Genomic DNA, 19,775 nt, shown 5'->3' with positions numbered 1-19,775 from the left:
CCGACCGCGTCGCCTGCGCACGCCGGGATCCGGGCGGCCCCCTACTCCTCCGGGAAGCCGGCGGCGCGCATCGCCGCGATCTCTGTCTCCATCAGCGCCGCGTTCGAGGTCGCGTAGGGTGAGGCTGCCAGCGTCGCCGCGATCGTCCGGCTGGGGTTCAGCCGCAGGGTCGCGGCCACCTCCTCGGCCGCCTTCTCGGGCTCGCCGAGGATCGAATATGTCATCGCGAGCCGCCAGTGGGCGTGGTCGTGATTGGGCCGCAGCTTGGCATAGTCGAGCGCAGTCTGGTGTGCTTCCGGGTACCGCTCGGCCGCGAAATAGGCCCAGCTCAGCTGCGAAAGATAGTCCGGCGGATAGAACGGGTTCAGCCGCATCGCCTGCTCGATGGTGGCGATCGCCTCCTCCGCCCGGCCGGGCAGCAGCCGCAGCATCCGCCCCTTGTACATGACCGCGTCGGCGTCGTTCGGCGCGATCGCCAGCGCCTCCTCCACCAGCGCCAGCGACCGCTCGAAATCGCCTTGGAAGCGGCGGAGGGTGCTGAGCGCCAGATAGCCGCCCGAATAGCCGGGATCGGCGTCGATCGCGGCCTCTGCGATCTCCTCGGCCCGCGGGTAGACGTCATCGCGATCCGCCATGCCCGTCCGCCCCATCCGCGCGAGGTCGACCGCCCAGGCCGCCAGCGCCGCGGCGAAGCCCGGATCGCGGGCGAGGCTCTCCTCATAGAGGCGGATCCGGCGCAGCACGTCCTCGCGCGTGCTCCGCGGCGCGGCCTGCGCCTTCAGGAACAGCGCGTAGGCGTCCGGGTCGCTCGTCGTGCTTTCCTGCAGCCGCGCGAGCTCGCCGGAGACGAGCGTCACGTTGAGCTCCGAGACGATCCGGTTCGCGATCTCGCTCTGGAGCGCCAGCACGTCGCCCACCGCACGATCATAGGTGTCGGCCCAGACCTGGCGGCCGTCGAGCGCGTCGGCGAGGCTCGCGGTGATGCGGACCCGCTCTTCCGAGCCGCGCACGCTGCCGCCCATCACGTAGCGCACGCCGAGATCCTCCGCGACCGTCGCCGCCGCCACCTCCCGCCCCTTGTAGGTGAAGGTGGAGTTGCCGCTGATCACGAAGATCTGCGGGATCTTGGCGAGCGAGGCGATGATCTCCTCCACCAGGCCGTCGATCACCACGTCCGGCACGCCCTCCGAGGTCATGTTGGCGAAGGGCAGCACCGCGATCGAGGGCACCTGCGGCAGCGGATAGGTCATCCGCGCCTCGGACGCCGTCGGCGTCGCCGCGCGCCACGGCTTCGCCCACCAGAGGCCCACCCCCGCCGCCGCGGCGAGCGCGAGCGTCGCCGCGATCCGCCGGCGCCGCCCCGCACGGCCGCGGGTCACCGCCCCCGCGCGCGTCGACCCGCCGAGGCCCGACAGCAAGGTCGGCGGCGACCGCGGGCGCCCCGCCGGCATCGTCGCCGCCGCGCCCGGATGCATGATGGCCTCGCCATTCGCCCCGTTCGCGGCAGGATATGCGTGCAATTGCGCAGCGCCGGACCCGCCATTGTGCGCCGCGGGGCCGGGCACGGGAGCGGCGGGCGCTGGCGGCGCCCCCCGGCGGATCTCCTCGGCGAGCTGGCGGCTCTCGCGATCGGGCACCGCGCCGATCTCCTTGTCGAGAACCGCCTTCAGCCGCTCGAACTGGCCGAGCGCCTGCGATCGTCGCCCGCTCTGGTGGTAGAGGCGCATCAGCAGGCGATGGTCTTCCTCGTCGAGGCGGTCGAGCGCGACGAGGCGCAGCGCGAGCGGGATCGCGCTCTCGGGCCCCTCCGCCGCGACGCACGCATGGACGGCGCTTCGGAGCCGCGTCGCGACCGTCGCGGCGACGGTGCGCCGCTCGGCCTCCAGCCACTCCTCGATCTCCGGCTCGCGAACCTGGATCCCGTCGAGAAAGGTCCCGCCGCACGCGAGGTTTGCGCCCGCATCGCCCGTCTCGTCGAGGTCGGTCTCCCAGGCCCCGTGCCGCAAGGCGACGCGCACGGGGTCGGCCTCGAACGGATCCACCGGCCCGTCGAGCGTCGCGCGCAGCCGGGTCAGCGCCTGGCGCAGGCTCGCGCGCGCGTTCTCGGGGGGAGAGCCGGGCCAGAGGAAGGCGGAAAGCTGCTCGCGCGTGGCGGCACGGTCGGACGTGCGCGCGAGACGCGCCAGCAGCAGGAGATGCTTCGTCGCCGAGATCGGGCGCTCTTCGCCGGCCACACGCACGCGGGCGCGACCGACCAGCCGGAATTGGAACGGCGCGGGATCGACGGAGGTGTCCTGATCCTTCCCCATGGTGGCCCCCCAGCGCGGGCGATTCGGCGGCGGAGCGCCCATCGGGTCGCTGCGGCTCCTTCACCCGCCAATCTTTCTGCGGCCAGCGCCCGCGATTTTACGGTTTCCGGCGGCTTTCACGCAAGTGTAACGCCCGCGATGACAGCACAGTCACGGCTCCATGGCCGGCTCTCCCAATCACGAAGATCCGGATCTGCATGAGGCGGAATCCGAAGACTGACCAAGGAGACCGCAATGAAGGCCATCATCCTGGCGGCCGCCACCGGCTTTGCCATCCTCGCCATCGCCACATCCTCGTATGCGGACCCCGCTGTTGGCGGCGAGCAGCCGACGTCCGAGGTCGAGCTGTTGATCAAGACCGACAACTACCTCGTCCCCGCCCATGTCTGCCCCGACGAGGACGCGGAGAAATACGAGGACTGCGTGCCGCGCTCCCATATCGGCCGGTACACGGTCCTGGTGCGCCCCGCGCAGTGACGAACCGCGCGGGCGGGTGAGAGCCGGCGTGCCCCTCTCCGGGCACGTCCGGCATCCTCGTCCGATCCGCGAGCCCGCTGCTCCCCGCCCCTACACGAGCACGAAATCGAGATAGCTCAGCGAACTGGTGTCGACGCCCCTCAGCGTCGCGATGATTTCGCCATCGACGCTGATGTGCGCCCCATCGAACGACAGGTCGCCGAACCGCAACCCGCCCTCGAGCCCGATCCGGTCCGCGCCGAGTTCGAAGTCCACGATGATGTCGCCGCCCGGACCGACGGCGATCGCGAAGATGTCCTCGCCGGTTCCGCCGGACATCCGGTCCGCTCCGGAACCGCCGCGCAGGAAATCGTCCCCCGCCTCGCCGCGGAGCAGATCGTCCCCGGCCTCGCCCTCCAGCACGTCGTCGCCGTCGCCGCCGGCGAGGGTGTCGTCCCCGCGCCCGCCGTGGATGCCATCGCCACCGGCGAGCCCAGTCATCAGGTCGTCGCCTTCATCGCCGGAGAGGTCGTCGGCGCCTTGTCCACCCCGGACAAGGTCGTCGCCGCTGCCACCCGCGATGCTGTCGTCGCCGCGACCGCCTTGGAGCGTGTCTTGGCCCCTCCCGCCGTCCAGCACGTCCTGACCGGTGCGGCCGCTGATCAGGTCGGCGCTGTCGCCGCCGGCGAGGCTGTCGTCGCCGTTCGCGCCGCCGTCCAGCGTGTCCCTGCCGGTGTTGCCGTTCAGCGTGTCGTTGCCCCCGCCGCCGTCGATGGCATCGTGGCCCGACCCGCCATTGACGCCGTCATGCCCCGCACCCGCGTTGATCGTATCGTTGCCGCCCGCGCCTGCGAGGACATCGTGGCCTGACCCGCCGCGGAGTTCGTCGCGCCCGTCACCGCCGGTCGCCGTGTCGTCGCCGGAGCCGCCGACAATCCAGTCGTCGCCATCATCCCCGCGAATGACGTCGTCGCCGAAGCCGCCATCGATCTCGTCATCGCCGCCATTGCCGTTCAGCGTGTCGTTGCCGGAAAGGCCCGCCAGCGTGTCGGCCGCATCGGAGCCGAAGATCGAATCGTCACCCGCCGTTCCGCCCCCGCCATCGGTGATCGGGTCCGGCGCGACATCCGGGTCGAGCGGCACGAAATCGTTCTGGGTGAGGTTCGCCGTGTCGACATTTTCCAGCGTGGCGAGCGTCACGCTGCCGTAGCGGATCGACGAGCCGGACAGGACGAGGTCATCGAACGTCAGGTCCCCGGCGAGGCCGATCAGGTCGATGCCGATCTCGAAGTCGGTGATCGTGTCGGTCTCGTCGCCCTCCGCGAGGACGAAGATGTCGTCGCCCGCGCCCCCGGTGATCGTGTCGTTGCCGGCGTCGCCCGACAGCGTGTCGTTGCCCTTGTCCCCGAGGATGGTGTCGTTGCCGTCACCACCGCCGATCGCGTTGCCCGACGCGTCGGACGGGGTCAACGACACGATCTCGATCGCGTTGATCTTCGGATATTGGACCTGCGGGACGAAGGTCAGCGTCAGCGTTCCGTCGGTGACCTTGCCCGTGTTCGCCAAGACGTAGGGCTGGCGGCCGAGACCGCCATTGTTCTGGCCACCCTGGACGAACGGATTGATGTCGACGAAATCGCCGGTGGCGGTGCCTTCGATCTCCACGTTGAAGATGCGCGTGGGGGGTGGCGTGTTCGGGTTGGGCTCTTCGACGCCTTCCACGAGATAGAGGCGAACCTCGTAGTTTCCGTCTGTCTCGACCGGAAACTCCCAGGTCATGTGGCTGGAATACCATCGCTCCTGGTCAAAGAGGTCGATCGGCTGATCGTTGACAGCCGCCGGAACGTAGTCGATCGGGGCCGCTGTATCGAAGATGTTGCCGGAGGTGACGAGGTAGGGGCTCTTGTCGGCCGCCGTGTCCTCGCTCCAATCGAGGCTGCCGTCGGGCGCGAGGACCGCGTCGCCGCCCGCGTTCACCCTGTAGAGGACCCCGTCCGTCCCCCCGACGAGGGAATCGTCGCCATCGCCGCCCGTGATCGTGTCGGCGCCGAGACCGCCGTAGACGGTGTCGTTGTCGTCGCCGCCATCGACCGTGTCCGCGCCGTCGCCGGCGTTCAGCAGGTCATTGCCGTCGTCGCCGATGAGGCTGTCATCGCCGTCATCGCCTCTCACGACATCGTCGTCGTCGCCGCCGTCCAGGATGTCGTTGCCCGCGCCGCCATAGACGGTGTCGTCACCCGCGCCGCCGTTGAAATCCTCGCCATCGTCCGACGCGAGGAGGGTGTCGTCATAGTCGGAGCCGACCACGATCTCGATGCCGAAAAGCGCGTCCTTGAAGGCCACGGTGTCGGCAGCGTCCGTCCCGTCCTCGCCATATTGCTGGGCGGTGCCCGCGGCGAGGTCCACGGCCACCTTGCCGAGGTCTTCGGCATAGGTGGCGGCATCGTCGCCGTCGCCGCCATCGAGCGTGTCGTCGCCCGAGCCGCCGTCGAGTGTATCGTTTGTGCCGCCGCCCGAGAGGCTGTCATTGCCCGCCGCGCCGGACAGCGCCTCCGCGCCGTCGTCGGTCCCGGCGATCACGTCGGCATAGGCCGAGCCGACGACGTTCTCGATGCCGGAAAGGCTGTCGGTCGAGACGATCGTCCCGGCGCTCGATCCGCCGTTCGGCCCGAACTCCGAAGCCGTCCCGGCCTTCAGGTCGACCGTCACCTTCCCGCTATTGTCCGCGTAGGAGGCGGTGTCGTTGCCGCCTCCGCCCGCCAGCCAGTCGCTGCCGGCATTGCCTTGAAGGATGTTGTCGTCATCGTCACCGGTGAGGGTGTCGTCGAAGGCCGAGCCGGTGAGATTCTCGATCCCGCTCAGGAGGTCCGTCGACTGGATGGTGCCGGCGTCGCTCGACCCGTCCGCGCCATATTCGCTGGCCGTCCCGTCCGGCAGGCTGGCCGCGACCTTCCCGACATTGTCGGTATAGGCGGCCGTATCATTGCCACCGCCACCGTCGAGCGTGTCGGTATCGGCATTGCCCTGCAAGATGTTGTCGTTCTCATCGCCGGTGAGGGAGTCGTCGTAATCGGTGCCCGTCAGATTCTCGACATTGACGAAGGTGTAGGCGGGCCCGGCGGAGGCGTCGTCGCCGGCGTTGGTGCCGGTGCCGGTCGCAAGGCTCGCCGTGACGGCAACGCGCGAAAAGGTGAACGACACCGTGTCGTTGCCGACATTGCCCGACACGGTGTCGTCGCCGTCGAAATCCGCCGCGGCGCGTCCGCCGAGCGGCTTTGCGGCGAACAGCGTGTCGTCGCCGCCATTGCCATAGAGCTGGTCGCGGTTCGGCGCGCTGGCGGCGTTCCAACCGTAGATGAAATCGTCGCCATCGCCGCCGAAAATGCTGTCCTCGCCCATGGAGCCGTTGAGGATGTCGTCCCCGCCATAGCCCTGGATGAAGGACGCATTGCTGACCTGGGCCACCACGGCGGCATTGTCCCAGTCGTCCGGTGCAAAACCGTCGACGGTGATGAAGGCGATGTCGCCCATGTTGGTGCCGGCGACGAAGACGGTGGTCAGAGTCGTCGTCGGCGCGACGAAGATCTGCGGGCCGAACGCACCATAGACGCGCGTGAGCGTGTCGCTGGGCGCCTTGAAGTCGACCGGCGTGTCGGCCACCGATGGGACGACGCCGTCCGTATAGGCCGCGGGGTCCGTCGGGAACGGATAGACATTCTCGGACTGCTGGACCCCGTTCTCGTCGATGACGACGGCGAGGTTGAAGATGTCATGGATGAAGTCGTACGAAACCTCGCTGGAGGTTCCGGGTTTGATGCCGAAATCGGCGAGGAAGTCCGGGTCGAGGAAGACTTCGGCGAAAATCGTGTTCGACGTTCCCTTCGTGAACTGGATGCCCCAGCCGGATTCACCGGTCGCCGAGTTCGGGTTGTTGCCTGTCGGCGTGTAGGGGTTGTTCGTCGCCGCGGAGCCGAAATTCGCCGGGATCGCCTCCAGCGTCATCGCATCGCTGCCCGAGCCGCCGCCCGTGTCGAGCGGCAGGAAGAGGACGTCCTCGCGGGGGTCGAAGTCGGTGATGACGATCACGTCCTCACCGGTCGGCTGCGGCGTCGGCGATTTGTTCATGCCGAAGAGGAGGCTGATGCCCGCGCCCGCGAGGTCGCCGAGGGCCGTGCTCATGCCGCCGAGGAGAACGGATCCGGCGACGGTCTCGAAGAAGTCCTTCGCGACCGCGCCGCCGAGCGCGCTCACCCCGGCGCTGACCCCGTCACCCCCGATGCCGGCGACATATTCCTCGGCAAATCCGGCCCAGAAGCTGGTCCCGCCGCCTGAGGATTGCGACGTGTAGGTGAGATAGAACGCATCCGCGTCGTCGCCGCCGGTGAGGACATCCGTGTTCCCGGCGCCGCGGGGCCCGCCATAGAGCTGATCGCTGCCGGGGCCTCCATAGAGCGTGTCGGCGCCGTCGCCGCCGTCCAGCATGTCGTTGCCGACGACGCTGGGATCCGCCTCCGACGGGTTTCGCCAGTAGTTGAATGAATCGACTTCGACGATCACGTGGGTGTCGGAATAATCACCCCAGATGCTGTCGTTGTCGTCGCCGCCTTCCACGGAATCGTCGCCGCTGCCGCCGACGAGATAGTCGCCGCCGGTGAGGCCGACGAGCGTGTCGTCACCCGCGGCACCGAAGAAAGCATCGGCCCAGCCGCCGGACGAATTCCCGACCAAACTGTCTTCCGCCGGGCCGGAGACAGGCGCCTGCACCTGAAACGCCGCACCGGAAAACGCTGGCGGAAAGCTGTAACCCGTATATCCGGACCCGAGAACAGGAAGCCTGTATCCGTAGAGCTGACCCGGCCCGTCCTGAGTCTTCCCGAACGTGTCGTCGATTACGAATTGCGCCACCTTTTTCCCCTTTTTATTTTATGAGCGCCGCAATACTGGTGCGTTGATGAGAAAGATTATAACTCTTCTAAATCTCCATGGCGACATGAGGACGGGCTGAAAAACGCGCGATTTCGGCCCTGAGCGCGCACGCTTTGCGCAGAGACCGAGCGCCGTCGCGGGCGCTCGGTTGGCCGCAAGTCAGTAGAGCGCGACCGGGTTGCCGGGCGACCCCGTCGCCCCCTTCATCTTGAGCGGGGCCCAGACGAACAGGAACTCATGCGCGCCATCGGCCACGAGCTGGCTGAGGTCCAGGTTCTCGATGTTCCAGATCCCGCGCCGTGTCTGGAGCTGCATGTGGCATTCGAACGGCTTGTCGGCGTTCTCGCCGGGCACCGCCTCGACGGCCCAGGTGTCGGCGCCGGTCAAGATGATCTTCCGCTCGGCCAGATATTCGCACCCTGAAATGCCGAAGCCGGGCTCGCCGGAATTGAACTGCGCGACCCGCTCGCCCTTCTCGACCGCGTCAAACTTGTCCCAGTCGCTCGGATGCCAGATGTCACCGTGCCCGGTGTAGAGGAAGACGCAGTCGCCCTCCCCGATCGGCGCGATGCCCTGCGCCTTCACCATCGCCTCGATGTCGTCCCCGGTGATGATCCCCGGATCGCCGGCGGCGCCGGTCGGGATCGGGAGCTGGCCTCCCCTCAGCGCCACCGCGTCGAGCAGCACGCCGCGGCACACGAAGCCCTTCTCGGCGACGTGCTCGACCCCGAGCGGGCCGAGGCCGTAGGGGCCGATCTGCGGGTCCTTCTCCAGGATCCGGCCATTGTAGAAATACATTCCCTCCGGGGTGACGACGCCGATATGGCCCGGCCCGTCGAACTGCGTGCCGATCTGACCGATCTCGGTCGCGAGATATTCGTCATTGTAGACCAGCTGGTGCGAGCCGAACGGGCCGCCGGTCGGCAGGCCCGGAATGGTCATTCTCCAACCACGGCTGCCGAATGCGGGGGCATCCTGCTGGTACACCTTGCCGAGCGTCGCGACCTTCCCCTGCTTCACGAGGCCGATGGCCTTCAGCACGATGTCGGGCGTCGTTCGATTGACGGCGCCGGCCATGTCTTCGGCGCCCCACTCTGTCGGACTCCACTGCTGTTGCATGGGTGCGTTGTTGAGGTCTTGCGCACCCGCCTGTGTAGAAATGAGCGCGCCCAGCGCAGCACCGGCGATCGCGATAGATGGCTTCATGCCCGTTTCCTTCCTTGATGAGTTTATATGCTATTTCCAGGCGAAGATGTTCCCCGGTCATCTAAGGCAGAAACAATCTATTCCTGAGAGGTGCGCGGCGCGAGTCGAAAGGATTTCCGTAGGCTGAATGAGCTGTCGCCCGCGCCTAGAGCACGTCCGCTCAAGTGGAATCACTTGAGCGGGAAAAACGCGCTCGCGATCAATAAGATGCTCTAGCGTCGGTCAGGCAATCCGAGGCGGTCCAACCCGTCCCCGAGGCGACCGAGAAAATCCGGCTGGAACGGGACGGCGGCGAGGACCTCGTCCACGGTGAGATCGGGGCGGAAGCGTCGGAGCGAGTCGACCGACTCGACGGCGAGCCGCCGCTCTCCCATCCGCAGATAGGAGACCGACAGACTGCGATTGGGCCAACCGAGATCGGGATTGAGCCGCATCGCCTGCCGCAGCGACCGCGCCGCGTGATCGTAGCGGCCCAAGCCGAACGCGGCCGTTCCCATGCCGACATAGACGTTCGCCCGCGCGCGCCGGTCCTCCAGCGCGAGGGCGCGGCGGAAATTGCGGATCGCGCGATCGTAGCGGCCGCGATAGCAGCAGAGCCATCCCGCCCGGCTCCACGCCCAGCCGAGGGTCGGCTCCGTGCGGAGCGCACGCACGACGAGCCCTTCGGAGGCGTCGAGCTCGCCGAGCGCCATGTGCGCGGCGGACCGGGCGGTCAGCGCCAGCGGATCGCCGTCGTCGAGGATCGCGGCGCGCCGAAGCAGCGCCGCCGTCTCCAGGCGATCGTCCTCGGTCACGGGCGCACCATTGTACATGACGAGTTGGCCGTGGGCCCACGCCGCGAGCGCCGCGACGAGGCCGCTGTCCGGATCGCGCGCCATCGCCGTGCCGAGCATGTCGACGGCCTGCCGCGCGCCGTCCGCGCTCGACCCCAGGAGCAGGTCCAGCGCGCGCAGGGCACGATCCCGCGTGGTCTGATCGCAGAGCGCCACCATTGAGGCCCGGTCGATGTCCTCGCGGCGGATCGCGGCCACCACATGGCGCCGCGCCGCCTCGACCGCGCGCGCCTGGAGGGCGAAGACATCGGCCTCGCACTCGAGGTTCGCGCCCCAGAGACTTCGCCCGCTTCCGATGTCGGTCAGCCGCAGGATGAGCCGCACACGATCGCCGCCGAGGGTCAGGAACCCGGAAAGCCGGTGCGAACAGACATCCCCTCGCGGCTGAGGCGAACCGGTGCCGGCGGACGCGAGCCGCACGCTCAGCGTCCGGATCCGGCTGAGGTCCGCCGCGACCGCCTCGGCCACCCCGTCGGCGATCCACCGAAGGCCCGGATCGTGCCGCGGGGCGGCGGGCGGGACGATGGTTAGCGTCGCCAGCCGATATTGTTCGATCCGGACGATGCACGGGCCGACCTCGAAAGGCTGCGCCCGCTCCGTGGCGCGGGCACGCTGCAAGGCCTGCGACGGCAGCTCGCCATAGGCCTCCGCATAGGCCTTGGCGAAGCGGCCGGGGTGGTTGAAGTGGTGGCGCGCCGCGATGACCGTCACGCTCTCGGTCGATCGAGCATCCACCAACGCGGCCCGCGTGGCCTCCAGGCGAAGGCACCGCAGATACTGCATCGGCGATTGGCCGACAAAGCGCTGAAACTGGGCGTTCAGCGTCCGCTCGGGCACGCCGCAGAGCCGCGCGAGGTCTGCCGCGCGAAGCGGTGCGCACACGGAGGCGCGCAGGATCTCGACCGCCTTCCTCACGACGGCGGGTCTTGGTCCCATTGGATCGGCACGCGCCACGTGCCGCGGAGGTTCTGAACCCATCATAGGCCCCCGAACCCGAGGGGAACTCAGCCCCAATGGTTGAGCCTCCCCACGATAGCACAATACTGCCGGAACCGGATGATCCGGCCGAAATCGGACCGCACGCCGCGCCACGCCGCCACACCTTCCCCGTCAGGCATGACGAGGAAATGCGAGCATGCAGGACCTTCTCGCGACCATCATCAGCTGGATCGCCATCACCGCCGACCTTCCGGCGGCCGAGCAGCACCCGAAGATCGCGTTCGTCGCGTCGGCCGAAATCGGCGCGATCCGCAGCGCCATCGTCCAGCGCACCGCGAGCGGCGCCGCCCCGATGCGCAACACCACCCCCGCCCCCAGCGTCTACGCCTTCTATGACGAGCAGTCCGGCACGATCTATCTGCCCGACACCTGGTCCGAGACCTCACCGGCGGACGTGTCCATCCTCGTCCACGAAACCGTCCACCACCTCCAGAGCCTCGCCGGGTCCAAATATGCGTGCCCGGCCGCGCGGGAGCGCCAGGCCTACGAAGCGCAGGCGCGATGGCTCGCCATGTTCGAGATGGAGATCCACGAGGCGTTCGAGATCGGCCCGATGGCGATGCTGTTCCTCACCCGGTGCGTTCCACCTTGAGTGGCGCCGCCGCGTGAGGCAGCCGCGCCTCGGGCTCCGCCCCTGACGGCCGACGCTCACACAGGCGGAAATGCGATCGTCACCAGAAGCCCCGGCTCGGCGTCGCCGAGCGTCAGTGTGGCGCCGTGGAGGTCCGCGATCGCGGACACGAGGGCGAGCCCGAGGCCGCTCCCCTCGCTCGTCCGGCTTCGCTCCAGGCGGTAGAGGCGGCGCAGGACTTTGCCGCGCTCGGCCTCGGGGATGCCGGGGCCCTGATCGCGGACGACGAGGGTCGGCCTTTCGCCGCCCGTGACGCTGAGCGTGATCGCGCCTCCGGGGGTGTGGCGCAAGGCGTTCTCGATCAGGTTCGCGACGAGCCGCCCCAGCAGAGTGCGCTCGCCCTTCACCATCGCCGGACCGGCGGTGGTCAGGCGCAGCCGGTGGCCGCTCGCCTCGACCGCCGGCTCATAGACGTCGACGAGATCGGCGACCAGCGCCACGAGATCGACGTCCTTGAAGCCGGAGCGCGCCTGTCCGCTTTCGAGCTGGGCGATCTGGAGGAGGGACTGGAAGGTCGCGACGATCTGGGCGGTTTCGGCGCGGGCCGCTTCGATCGTCTCGCGCGCCGCATCGGCGAGCGGCTCGCCATCGAGCCGGTCAAGGAGGACGGCGACGCGCTGGATCGGCGTCTTCAGGTCGTGCGCGATGTCCGCGGAGACCTGTCGCATCGCCTCGATCGAGGCCTCCTGCGCATCGGCCATCCGGTTGACGGCGAGCGCGATCTGGCCGAGATCGTCCGCCTCCCCGCCCGGCGGCAGGGCGACGCGGGCGCCGGTCTCCCCGGAGGTGAGGCGCGCGAGGGCCGTGCGGATCGTCTCGACCCGGTCGCGCGCCGAGCGCGCCACCAGAGCGCCGACGAGGGTCGCGAGGATGAGCGCCGGCACGAGGCTGAAGAGGAGGACCTTGGCGAAGGTCTCCCCCAATTCGTCGAGGCTGTCGCGGCTGACGAGCACCGTCAGCGTGCCGCGCCCCGCCGGCCCCTGCCAGCCGACATAGGTGTCGGCGAGCGCCGCCTCGGGCAGCGGCAGGTCGCCGTGGCGCACGATCGCGCCGGGCGAGAGTCTGACGGGCGCGGTGAGGTTGCCGATCGCGGCCGCCCCATCCGGCCCGGCATAGCGCACCAGGATCTCCGCCGGATCGGCGGCGCCGGCGATCTCGGCGACCCGTTCGGCGCGCTCGTCCTCTTCGGGGATCGACCGGAGCTCGTCGACGATCTGCTGGAGGCGCGCGTCGACATCGCCCGTCAGTAGCTCGCGGGTGATGAAGTAGGACGCGCCATAGCCGGCGAGGCTGAACAGGAAGAAGATCACGATCAGCGTGCTCGCGAGCCGCAGCGGCGTCGATCGCGGCGCGGTGCGGGGCTCGCTCATCCCTCGATCCGGTAGCCGGCCCCGCGCACCGTCTCGATCAGGTCGCGGCCGAACGGCTTGTCCACCTTCCCGCGCAGGCGGCTGATGTGGGTCTCGACGACGTTCGTCTGCGGATCGAAGTGGATGTCCCACACCGCCTCGAGGAGCATGGTGCGCGTCTGCACCCGGCCTTTGCGGCGCAGGAGATGCTCGAGCAGCGCGAACTCGCGCGGGAGAAGGTCGATGAGCGTGCCGCCGCGCGTCACCTTGCGCGTCAGGAGGTTCATCTCGAGGTCGTGCGCGCGCAGGATGGTCGGCTCGCTGACGGGGGGCGGGCGACGGCTGAGCGCCGCCGCGCGGGCCGAGAGCTCGCCGAAGGCGAACGGCTTCACGAGATAATCGTCCGCGCCGGCATTCAGGCCCTCGATCCGGTCCTCCACCCCGTCGAGCGAGGTGAGGAGCAGGATCGGCACCGGGTTCTTCGTCCCGCGCAAGGTCCGCACGAGCGACACCCCGTCGAGGCCCGGCAGCATCCGGTCGACGATCAGGAGATCATAGCCGCCGGCCGCGGCCTGGATGAGGCCTTGCGCGCCGTCGGAGATGAGGTCGACGACATGCCCCTCCTCGCGCAGCCCGTCGGCCACGTAGGGCCCCGTCGTCCTGTCGTCTTCGATCACCAGGATCTTCATGGCCGCTCACACCTTCGACGCCGCGGGCGGCCGGGTCGGGCCGCCCTCATTCCCCTCGCTCGTTCGCCTCGCTTTCTGCCACGAGCGGCACGCGACGGGGAAATGTCGCGACACGCCAGAGATACCACGCGACGAGCACGGCGATCACAAGCGTCGAGGCAGGGTTCAGCCAGCCTTCGACCAGCGTGTAGCGGGTTTGCAGCCAGTAGCCGGCGAAGGCGAGGAGGCTTGTCCAGGCGACCGTCCCCACCGCGGTGAAGGCGAGAAAGGCGGGGAGCGGCATCCGGGCGACGCCCGCCGGAACGGAGATGAAGGTGCGCACGGTCGGGACGAGACGGCCGGTGAGGACCGCAAGCCCGCCATAGCGGTGGAACCAGTCGTTGGCCGCGCCGACCTCATCGGGTGTCATCGTCAGCCAGCGGCCGTGGCGCTGCGCGAGGCGGCCGAGGCGCTCATGCCCGATGCGCCGGCCGATCCAGTACCAGAAGAGCGCGCCGGCGAGCGAGCCGAGCGAGCCCGAGAGAATCACGACCGGAAGGCTCGCGTGGCCCTCGGCCGCGTTGAACCCCGCGAGCGGGATGATCAGCTCGGACGGGATCGGCGGGAAGACGTTCTCGAGGAACATCAGGAGCGCGATACCAAACGGGCCGACCTGGTGGATGAAGGCGGAAATCCAGTCGAACATGGAGCATGCTTTCTCGCGGCCGCGCGGGTCCCATAGCCCGGCCTTGGTCCGACGGGCAAAAGGCGGCCCGCGCCAAGGGCCTGTGGGGGAGGAACAGCGGCGATGCCGCCGCTGTTCCGTTGCGTTTGGGCGACGGCTCAGTCCGGATCGTCCCCCTCGCCGCCGTCTTCGCGGTCACGGTCCTCATCCTCGTCGGGACCGTCATCGTCGCCCATCGCCGCCTTGCTGACGGCGCCGGTCTGAGCGTCGACGAGCACCGTCGCGACCGACCCGTCCGCCTTGGCGAGTTCGACCTCGAACACCGTCGCACCGGCCTCGGAGGGCTCCCAGGCGGCGGCCATCGCGGTGCCGCCCGAATTCGCCTCGGCCGCCGACACGGCGTCGGCGAGGGTCATGCCGGACGCGAGGAAGGCCTTGGCTTCGGCCGGATCGTCGGCCCCTCCGGCGTGCGCCATCGTCGCGACCATGGGGGTGGCGATCGTCAGCGCGAGAATGGTGAAGGCGGCACCGCCGAGATGCTTGATCCTGTGGGTCATGCGGTTCTCCCAGTTGCGGGGCGGCCCACTGCCGCCCTCGTGCCACCAAGAGCTGGATGGGGGAGCCGACGCGCCCCTGACGGGAAGATTGAAAATCTGCAATCCGCCGGCGGCGCGGCGCCGCCCCGAAGATTGCACATTTGTATAGCGCGCGGCAGCGCCCGGTATGGGTCGGCCCCGAACTTGGCAGCACTCCAAGCTCAAGGTGTCCTATGAAACAGCTTCTCCTGGCGACGGCGCTGATCGCGCTGCCGGTCGCGGTGTTCGCGGCCGCCGAAACATGGGTCGTCCCCGGCGCGCCGCCCCCATCGGAGTCCGCCTCCGCCAATCCGTTCGGCGACCTCTCCCCCTACGAGACGATCGTGCATGACACGCAGACGCTGGTCGACACGGGCGATCTCGTCGCCGCCGAGAAGCGGATCACCGATTTCGAGACCCTGTGGGACGATGCCGAGGCGACCATGCGGCCGAAATCCCCGAGCGCCTGGGGCAATCTCGACGCCGCCGCCGATGACGCCTTCTCCGCCTTGCGCGCCGGCAAGCCCGATCCCGCGAAGGTGACGGACGCGCTCGCCGCCCTGTCGACGACGCTCGCCAGCCCGGCCGGCCGCTTCGCCTATCCGGGCGAGGCCCAGATCGTGGCCGGCGTCGCGGTCACCGATGCCAACGGCCACGCCCTTCCGTGCGAGGCGATGCTGGCGGACCTGCGCGCCGCGCTCGCGGACGGCGCGATCGTCCCCGCCGACACCGCCAAGGCGGCCGACCTCCAGGCCAAGGCCACCGAACGCTGCAACGCCGACGACGACAAGCGGGCCGACGCCTTCGCGGCGGAAGCGCTCGCGCTCGCGGCCCAATGATCCCGGAGACGACCATGATGCCCAACATCCACAAGGCCGACATCCGGCCCGCCCGCCCGCTCCGCGCAACGCGGGACTTCACGCCGAACCGCGTGCCGCAGGTCACCGCGGAGTTCTGGCTCATCAAGCTGATGGCCGTGACGATGGGAGAGACGGCGGCCGACTATCTCGCCGTCAATCTGGGCCTCGGCCTGCCGGCGACGTCGGCGATCATGACATTGGCCCTGATCGGCGCGCTGGCCCTGCAATTCGCCCAGCGGCGCTACGTGCCGTGGATCTACTGGCTCGCGGTGGTGATGATCTCGATCGTCGGCACGCTGATCACCGACAACCTCGTCGACAATCTCGGCGTCAGCCTCGTCACCTGCACGGTCGCCTTCGTCGCGGCGCTGGCCCTGACCTTCTGGGTCTGGTTCCGCTCGGAGGGCACGCTGTCGATCCACACGATCGTCACGACGCGGCGCGAAGCCTTCTACTGGCTCGCGATCCTCTTCACCTTCGCCCTCGGGACGGGGGCGGGCGACCTCGTCGCCGAGCATTTCGCCCTCGGTTATCTCGCGACGGGCATCCTCTTCGGGTCGATCATCGCCTCGCTCGCCGTCGGCTACTACGCCCTCGGCCTCGACGGGATCCTCGCCTTCTGGCTGATCTACATCTTCACCCGGCCGCTCGGCGCCTCGTTCGGGGATCTCCTGTCGCAGCCGACAGAGTATGGCGGGCTCGGCTTCGGAACGATCGTCACCAGCCTCCTCTTCCTCGGCATCATCGTGGCCGTCGTCACCTGGATGGGGCTGACGGGCAAGGACCAGGAGATGGTCCCCGCCGCATAGTCGCACCGCACGCCGGCGGGCCTTCGCGAAGCGTCCGCCGGCACATCACAGAATTGTATAGTTCCAGCAAATTCAGCGGCAGGCGCACCAGCCACTTCATGTCGGGGCCCGGCACGGTGCGCACGATCGGACGGCCTCGCGCCGTCCGATCCCTCGTCGCGCCGCACCTCCCCCACTCGCTTCCCCGCCGCATCCGGCCGCCGCCGGTCGCGCGGCACCGAGACAGGATCAGCCATGACCGCAACCGCACCCGCTCTGCCGGCCGAGACGATCAACAAGGTCGCCGAGGTCACGATCGCCTTCTGGATCATGAAGATCCTCGCGACGACCCTCGGCGAGACCGCCGGCGACTACATCTCGATGACGCTCAATCTCGGCTATTATGTCGGCTTCGCCGTCACCTTCGCGGCGCTCGCCATCATCCTCACCGCGCAGATCCGCGCACGGGCCTATCACCCGGCCCTCTTCTGGCTCGCCATCATCGCGACCACCACGGCCGGGACGGAGGTGTCCGACCTGATGGACCGCTCGCTGGGCCTTGGCTACACCTGGGGCTCGGTCCTCCTCGTGACCGGCCTCGCGGCGACGCTGGCGGTCTGGTACGCCCGCCGCGGCAACCTCCGCGTCTCCCCGATCGCGCGGCGCGACGTGGAGATCCTGTTCTGGGTCGCCGTGGTGTTCTCCAACAGCCTCGGCACCGCGTTCGGCGACTACCTCACCGACACGGTCGGGCTGAGCTACATCGCCGGCGCCGCGGTGACCTCGGGCGTGATCGGCGCGGTCGTCGCGCTTCACTACGGGACACGGCTGAACGAGGCGCTGCTCTTCTGGGTCGCCTTCATCTTCACCCGTCCCTTCGGCGCGACGTTCGGCGATCTCCTGACGAAGCCCCTCGCGAGCGGCGGCATGAACTTGCCACGCGAATACGCTTCGCTCATCACGCTGGGGCTTCTCCTCGCTGTCCTGTTCGCCGCCACGCGCTGGGCGCGGCGGGAGCGCGAGGGCGAGCAGGCCACCGCCTGACCGATCAGCGAGGCGCGGCGCGGATGCGTCCCCCGCCGCGCCTCGCACCTTCGACACCTGCGCGTCCCCGACACCGGAGCTGAACGCCGTGACCGGATTGATCGACTGGCTGACGGGCCACCTCGCATCGCACCCGATCCTCGTCGCGGTGATCGTCGTGGTGCTCGCCGCCTCGGAGTCTCTCATCGTCATCGGCAGCATCGTGCCGGGCACGACGATCCTCCTCGCGATGGCGGCCGCGACGGGCGCGGCGGGGCACAATCTGTGGCCGATGTACGCCGCGGCGACGATCGGCGCGATCCTCGGTGACGGGATCTCCTACTGGATCGGCCGGCGCTATTGCGACGAGATCTCCCGATGGGGGCCGATCGCCCGCCGGCCGAACCTCCTGCCGGCCGCCGAGGCGGTCTTCCGCCGGCGCGGCGCGACGAGCATCGTCATCGCGCGCTTCCTGCCGGGCCTTCGCACCCTCGTGCCGGCCTCGGCCGGCATCCTCGGGATGAACCCGGCGAAGTTCTTCGCGGCGAACGTCGCCTCGGCGGTGATCTGGTCGGCGGCGCACATCTTCGGCGCGGGGCTCGCGGGCGGGCTCCTCGCCCGCATCGGGGGCCGGCTCGCGGCGGCGCTCGTCGCCCTCATCGTCGTGGTGGGGCTCGTCCTGTGGCTGGCGCGGCTCATCGCGCGCCTCAGCGCGCCGGCGATCCTGAGGGCGCGCGCGGCCGTCTATCGCTGGTCCGCCGCGCGCGCCGACCGGCCCTCGCGCATCCTCGCGCGCACCCTCTCCCCGGACGATCCGACGACGCTCCTCGCCCTCCTGTGGACGGGCGTGCTGATCGGCGCCCTCTTCCTGTTCGGCGGCCTCCTGGAAGACGTCCAGGAAGGCGACCCGATCGTCGAGGCCGACCTCGGAATCAGCCGCTTCATCCAGAGCCTGCGGACGGAGTGGCTCGACCATGTGATGGTGTTCGTCACGATGCTCGGCGACGCCGTCGTCCTCGGCTGCATCAGCGTCAGCGTCGTCGCCTGGCTCCTGTGGCGGCGCCTCTGGGGCGTTGCGGCGGCCTTCGCGGCGGCGTCCCTCCTGCCGCTCGCGATCATTCCGGTCGTGAAGACGCTCCTCGGACGCGCGCGGCCGCTGACCGAGCTTTATGCCGGCGCGGAGAATTACAGCTTTCCCTCCGGCCATGCGGCCAACTCCGCGGTCCTCCTCGGGCTTCTCGCGGTCCTCATCGGCGGCGCGCTGAAGGGGCGGCCGCGCCAGGCGGTCGTCGCGGCGCTGATCGCGATCGCCGTCCTGATCGGCGTCTCGCGCATCTATCTCCAGGCGCACTGGCCCTCGGACGTCGTGGCGGGGTTCGCCTTCGCCGCGGCGATCACGGCCGCCTTCCTCCTCGCGCTCGGCCGGCTGCCGGCGGCGGACGTGAAGCCGGCCCGCCTCGGCGCGATCGCGGCGGGCGTCGCGCTGGTCGTCGGCGGATGGCACATCGCAACGGGCTACCAGGCCGCGATGCAAACCTATGCCCCGCGCGATCTCTCGATCGAGATCGCGGCCGCCGATTGGCGCACGGACGGGTGGCGCAAGGTCGCCTCCGGCCGGATCGGCTTCGAGGGCCACATCGAGGCGCCCTTCCTCCTGCAATGGGTCGGCGACCGGCAGCCTCTGCGCGACCGGCTCGCCGCCGAGGGGTGGCAGACGGCGCCATCCTGGAGCCTTCCGGCGCTGAGGGGCCTCCTCGCGCGGTCGACCCCGCTCGATGCGATCCCGCCGGTGCCGCAGCTCCATTTCGGCCGCGGCGCGGTGGAGGTCTGGGTCCGGCCCGCGGACGCGGGATCACGGCTCGTCTTCCGCCTGTGGCCCTCGCGCTTCTCCGTCGGCGGCGCGCCGCTCTATGTCGGCTCCGTCGAGGGCGAGCGGGTCGAGCATCCCCTCGGCCTCCTCTCGCTGGTCGACGAGGCCGCCATCGATCCCGCGGCGGCGACGGCGCTCGGCAATGCGGTGCGCGCCGACCCCGCCGCGGAGCCCCACGCCCTCGTCCTCGAGGGGGCGCGGTGACTTGGCTTGCCACGCTGAAGCGGTGGGCGGCGGCGGTGAAGCGGGACGTCCATGCCCTCTATCTCGCCGCGCGCGACCCGCGCACCCCGTGGCACGCGAAGGCGGTCGCGCTCCTCGTCGCGGCGTACGCCTTGTCGCCGATCGACCTCATCCCCGATTTCATCCCGGTGGTCGGCTATCTCGACGACCTGCTCCTCCTCCCGCTCGGCATCATGCTGGCGGTCCGCCTCATCCCACCCGCGCTGATGGACGAGCATCGCGAGACGGCGCGGCGCGCGGCGGGTCGTCCCGTCAGCCGGGCGGCGGCGGTGGCGATCGGCGGGATCTGGCTCATCGCGCTCCTCGCGTGCGCGGTCTGGCTGGCGCGGCGCTTCGGTTGGGGGGCGTGAGGCC

The 19,775-nt window shown here is 69.6% G+C and carries 15 protein-coding genes; 7 read left to right on the top strand and 8 right to left on the bottom strand.

Annotated elements, in window-relative coordinates; all coding sequences use genetic code 11:
* Positions 1–41: 41 nt before the first annotated feature.
* Positions 42–2,309: a BTAD domain-containing putative transcriptional regulator gene (locus DBV35_RS00265; RefSeq protein ID WP_170134851.1), complete on the bottom strand. Its 2,268-nt coding sequence runs from the start codon at positions 2,307–2,309 to the stop codon at positions 42–44.
* A 234-nt stretch (positions 2,310–2,543) separates the two neighbouring features.
* Between DBV35_RS00265 and DBV35_RS00260 the strand changes: the two genes are divergently transcribed.
* Positions 2,544–2,786 (top strand): hypothetical protein, encoded by a 243-nt coding sequence (locus DBV35_RS00260; protein WP_108658262.1) that lies wholly within the window; start codon positions 2,544–2,546, stop codon positions 2,784–2,786.
* 90 nt (positions 2,787–2,876) lie between these two features.
* Here the strand turns inward: DBV35_RS00260 and DBV35_RS00255 are convergent, their stop codons facing one another.
* From DBV35_RS00255 to DBV35_RS00245, 3 genes are all read right to left on the bottom strand, one after another.
* Entirely contained in the window at positions 2,877–7,493 is a 4,617-nt protein-coding gene (locus DBV35_RS00255; RefSeq protein ID WP_170134850.1) for a malectin domain-containing carbohydrate-binding protein, read from the bottom strand.
* Positions 7,494–7,850: 357 nt separating this feature from the next.
* Positions 7,851–8,768, bottom strand: a complete 918-nt coding sequence (locus DBV35_RS00250) for a cyclase family protein (RefSeq protein WP_205648399.1) — start codon at positions 8,766–8,768, stop codon at positions 7,851–7,853.
* Positions 8,769–9,109: 341 nt separating this feature from the next.
* The gene (locus tag DBV35_RS00245) at positions 9,110–10,744 is read right to left on the bottom strand and encodes a helix-turn-helix domain-containing protein (protein WP_157961504.1); all 1,635 of its coding nucleotides are present in this window, start codon (positions 10,742–10,744) and stop codon (positions 9,110–9,112) included.
* Positions 10,745–10,865: 121 nt separating this feature from the next.
* On the opposite strand from DBV35_RS00245, the gene DBV35_RS00240 reads away from it, so the two are divergent.
* The gene (locus DBV35_RS00240) at positions 10,866–11,321 is read left to right on the top strand and encodes a DUF6647 family protein (RefSeq protein ID WP_108658258.1); all 456 of its coding nucleotides are present in this window, start codon (positions 10,866–10,868) and stop codon (positions 11,319–11,321) included.
* Positions 11,322–11,377: 56 nt separating this feature from the next.
* On the opposite strand, the gene DBV35_RS00235 is transcribed toward DBV35_RS00240, so the two are convergent.
* The 4 genes from DBV35_RS00235 to DBV35_RS00220 form a co-directional block, all read right to left on the bottom strand.
* Positions 11,378–12,730 (bottom strand): sensor histidine kinase, encoded by a 1,353-nt coding sequence (locus DBV35_RS00235; RefSeq protein WP_108658257.1) that lies wholly within the window; start codon positions 12,728–12,730, stop codon positions 11,378–11,380.
* A complete protein-coding gene (locus DBV35_RS00230; protein WP_108658256.1) occupies positions 12,727–13,398 on the bottom strand; it encodes a winged helix-turn-helix domain-containing protein in 672 nt (223 codons plus the stop codon). Before DBV35_RS00230 ends, DBV35_RS00235 begins: the two co-directional genes overlap by 4 nt.
* A gap of 46 nt (positions 13,399–13,444) precedes the next feature.
* Positions 13,445–14,083 carry a DedA family protein gene (locus tag DBV35_RS00225; protein WP_108658255.1) on the bottom strand — a complete coding sequence of 213 codons (639 nt, stop codon included), beginning with the start codon at positions 14,081–14,083 and terminating at the stop codon, positions 13,445–13,447.
* 137 nt (positions 14,084–14,220) lie between these two features.
* Positions 14,221–14,619, bottom strand: a complete 399-nt coding sequence (locus DBV35_RS00220) for a PepSY domain-containing protein (protein WP_108658254.1) — start codon at positions 14,617–14,619, stop codon at positions 14,221–14,223.
* Positions 14,620–14,831: 212 nt separating this feature from the next.
* On the opposite strand from DBV35_RS00220, the gene DBV35_RS30930 reads away from it, so the two are divergent.
* The 5 genes from DBV35_RS30930 to DBV35_RS30465 all read left to right on the top strand — a co-directional run bounded on the left by DBV35_RS30930 (position 14,832) and on the right by DBV35_RS30465 (position 19,771).
* Positions 14,832–15,476 carry a hypothetical protein gene (locus tag DBV35_RS30930; protein ID WP_108658253.1) on the top strand — a complete coding sequence of 215 codons (645 nt, stop codon included), beginning with the start codon at positions 14,832–14,834 and terminating at the stop codon, positions 15,474–15,476.
* A gap of 14 nt (positions 15,477–15,490) precedes the next feature.
* Positions 15,491–16,306 (top strand): COG4705 family protein, encoded by an 816-nt coding sequence (locus DBV35_RS00210; RefSeq protein ID WP_205648398.1) that lies wholly within the window; start codon positions 15,491–15,493, stop codon positions 16,304–16,306.
* A 234-nt stretch (positions 16,307–16,540) separates the two neighbouring features.
* The gene (locus DBV35_RS00205; protein WP_205648397.1) at positions 16,541–17,329 is read left to right on the top strand and encodes a COG4705 family protein; all 789 of its coding nucleotides are present in this window, start codon (positions 16,541–16,543) and stop codon (positions 17,327–17,329) included.
* An 88-nt stretch (positions 17,330–17,417) separates the two neighbouring features.
* Positions 17,418–19,382 (top strand): VTT domain-containing protein, encoded by a 1,965-nt coding sequence (locus DBV35_RS00200; RefSeq protein WP_157961503.1) that lies wholly within the window; start codon positions 17,418–17,420, stop codon positions 19,380–19,382.
* Positions 19,379–19,771 (top strand): YkvA family protein, encoded by a 393-nt coding sequence (locus DBV35_RS30465; RefSeq protein ID WP_170134846.1) that lies wholly within the window; start codon positions 19,379–19,381, stop codon positions 19,769–19,771. The genes DBV35_RS00200 and DBV35_RS30465 overlap by 4 nt, the downstream gene beginning before the upstream one ends.
* The last annotated feature ends 4 nt before the right edge of the window (positions 19,772–19,775 follow it).

Source organism: Acuticoccus kandeliae (genome assembly GCF_003073115.1).
The sequence above is the reverse complement of the archived record's forward strand: the minus strand, read 5'-3'. Positions and strand labels throughout refer to the sequence as shown.

Coding starts and splice junctions, on each gene's coding strand:
- DBV35_RS00265 (WP_170134851.1), bottom strand. CDS start 2,309: ATGGGGAAGGATCAGGACACCTCCGTCGATCCCGCGCCGTTCCAATTC.
- DBV35_RS00260 (WP_108658262.1), top strand. CDS start 2,544: ATGAAGGCCATCATCCTGGCGGCCGCCACCGGCTTTGCCATCCTCGCC.
- DBV35_RS00250 (WP_205648399.1), bottom strand. CDS start 8,768: ATGGCCGGCGCCGTCAATCGAACGACGCCCGACATCGTGCTGAAGGCC.
- DBV35_RS00240 (WP_108658258.1), top strand. CDS start 10,866: ATGCAGGACCTTCTCGCGACCATCATCAGCTGGATCGCCATCACCGCC.
- DBV35_RS00235 (WP_108658257.1), bottom strand. CDS start 12,730: ATGAGCGAGCCCCGCACCGCGCCGCGATCGACGCCGCTGCGGCTCGCG.
- DBV35_RS00230 (WP_108658256.1), bottom strand. CDS start 13,398: ATGAAGATCCTGGTGATCGAAGACGACAGGACGACGGGGCCCTACGTG.
- DBV35_RS00225 (WP_108658255.1), bottom strand. CDS start 14,083: ATGTTCGACTGGATTTCCGCCTTCATCCACCAGGTCGGCCCGTTTGGT.
- DBV35_RS00220 (WP_108658254.1), bottom strand. CDS start 14,619: ATGACCCACAGGATCAAGCATCTCGGCGGTGCCGCCTTCACCATTCTC.
- DBV35_RS30930 (WP_108658253.1), top strand. CDS start 14,832: ATGAAACAGCTTCTCCTGGCGACGGCGCTGATCGCGCTGCCGGTCGCG.
- DBV35_RS00210 (WP_205648398.1), top strand. CDS start 15,491: ATGATGCCCAACATCCACAAGGCCGACATCCGGCCCGCCCGCCCGCTC.
- DBV35_RS00205 (WP_205648397.1), top strand. CDS start 16,541: ATGACCGCAACCGCACCCGCTCTGCCGGCCGAGACGATCAACAAGGTC.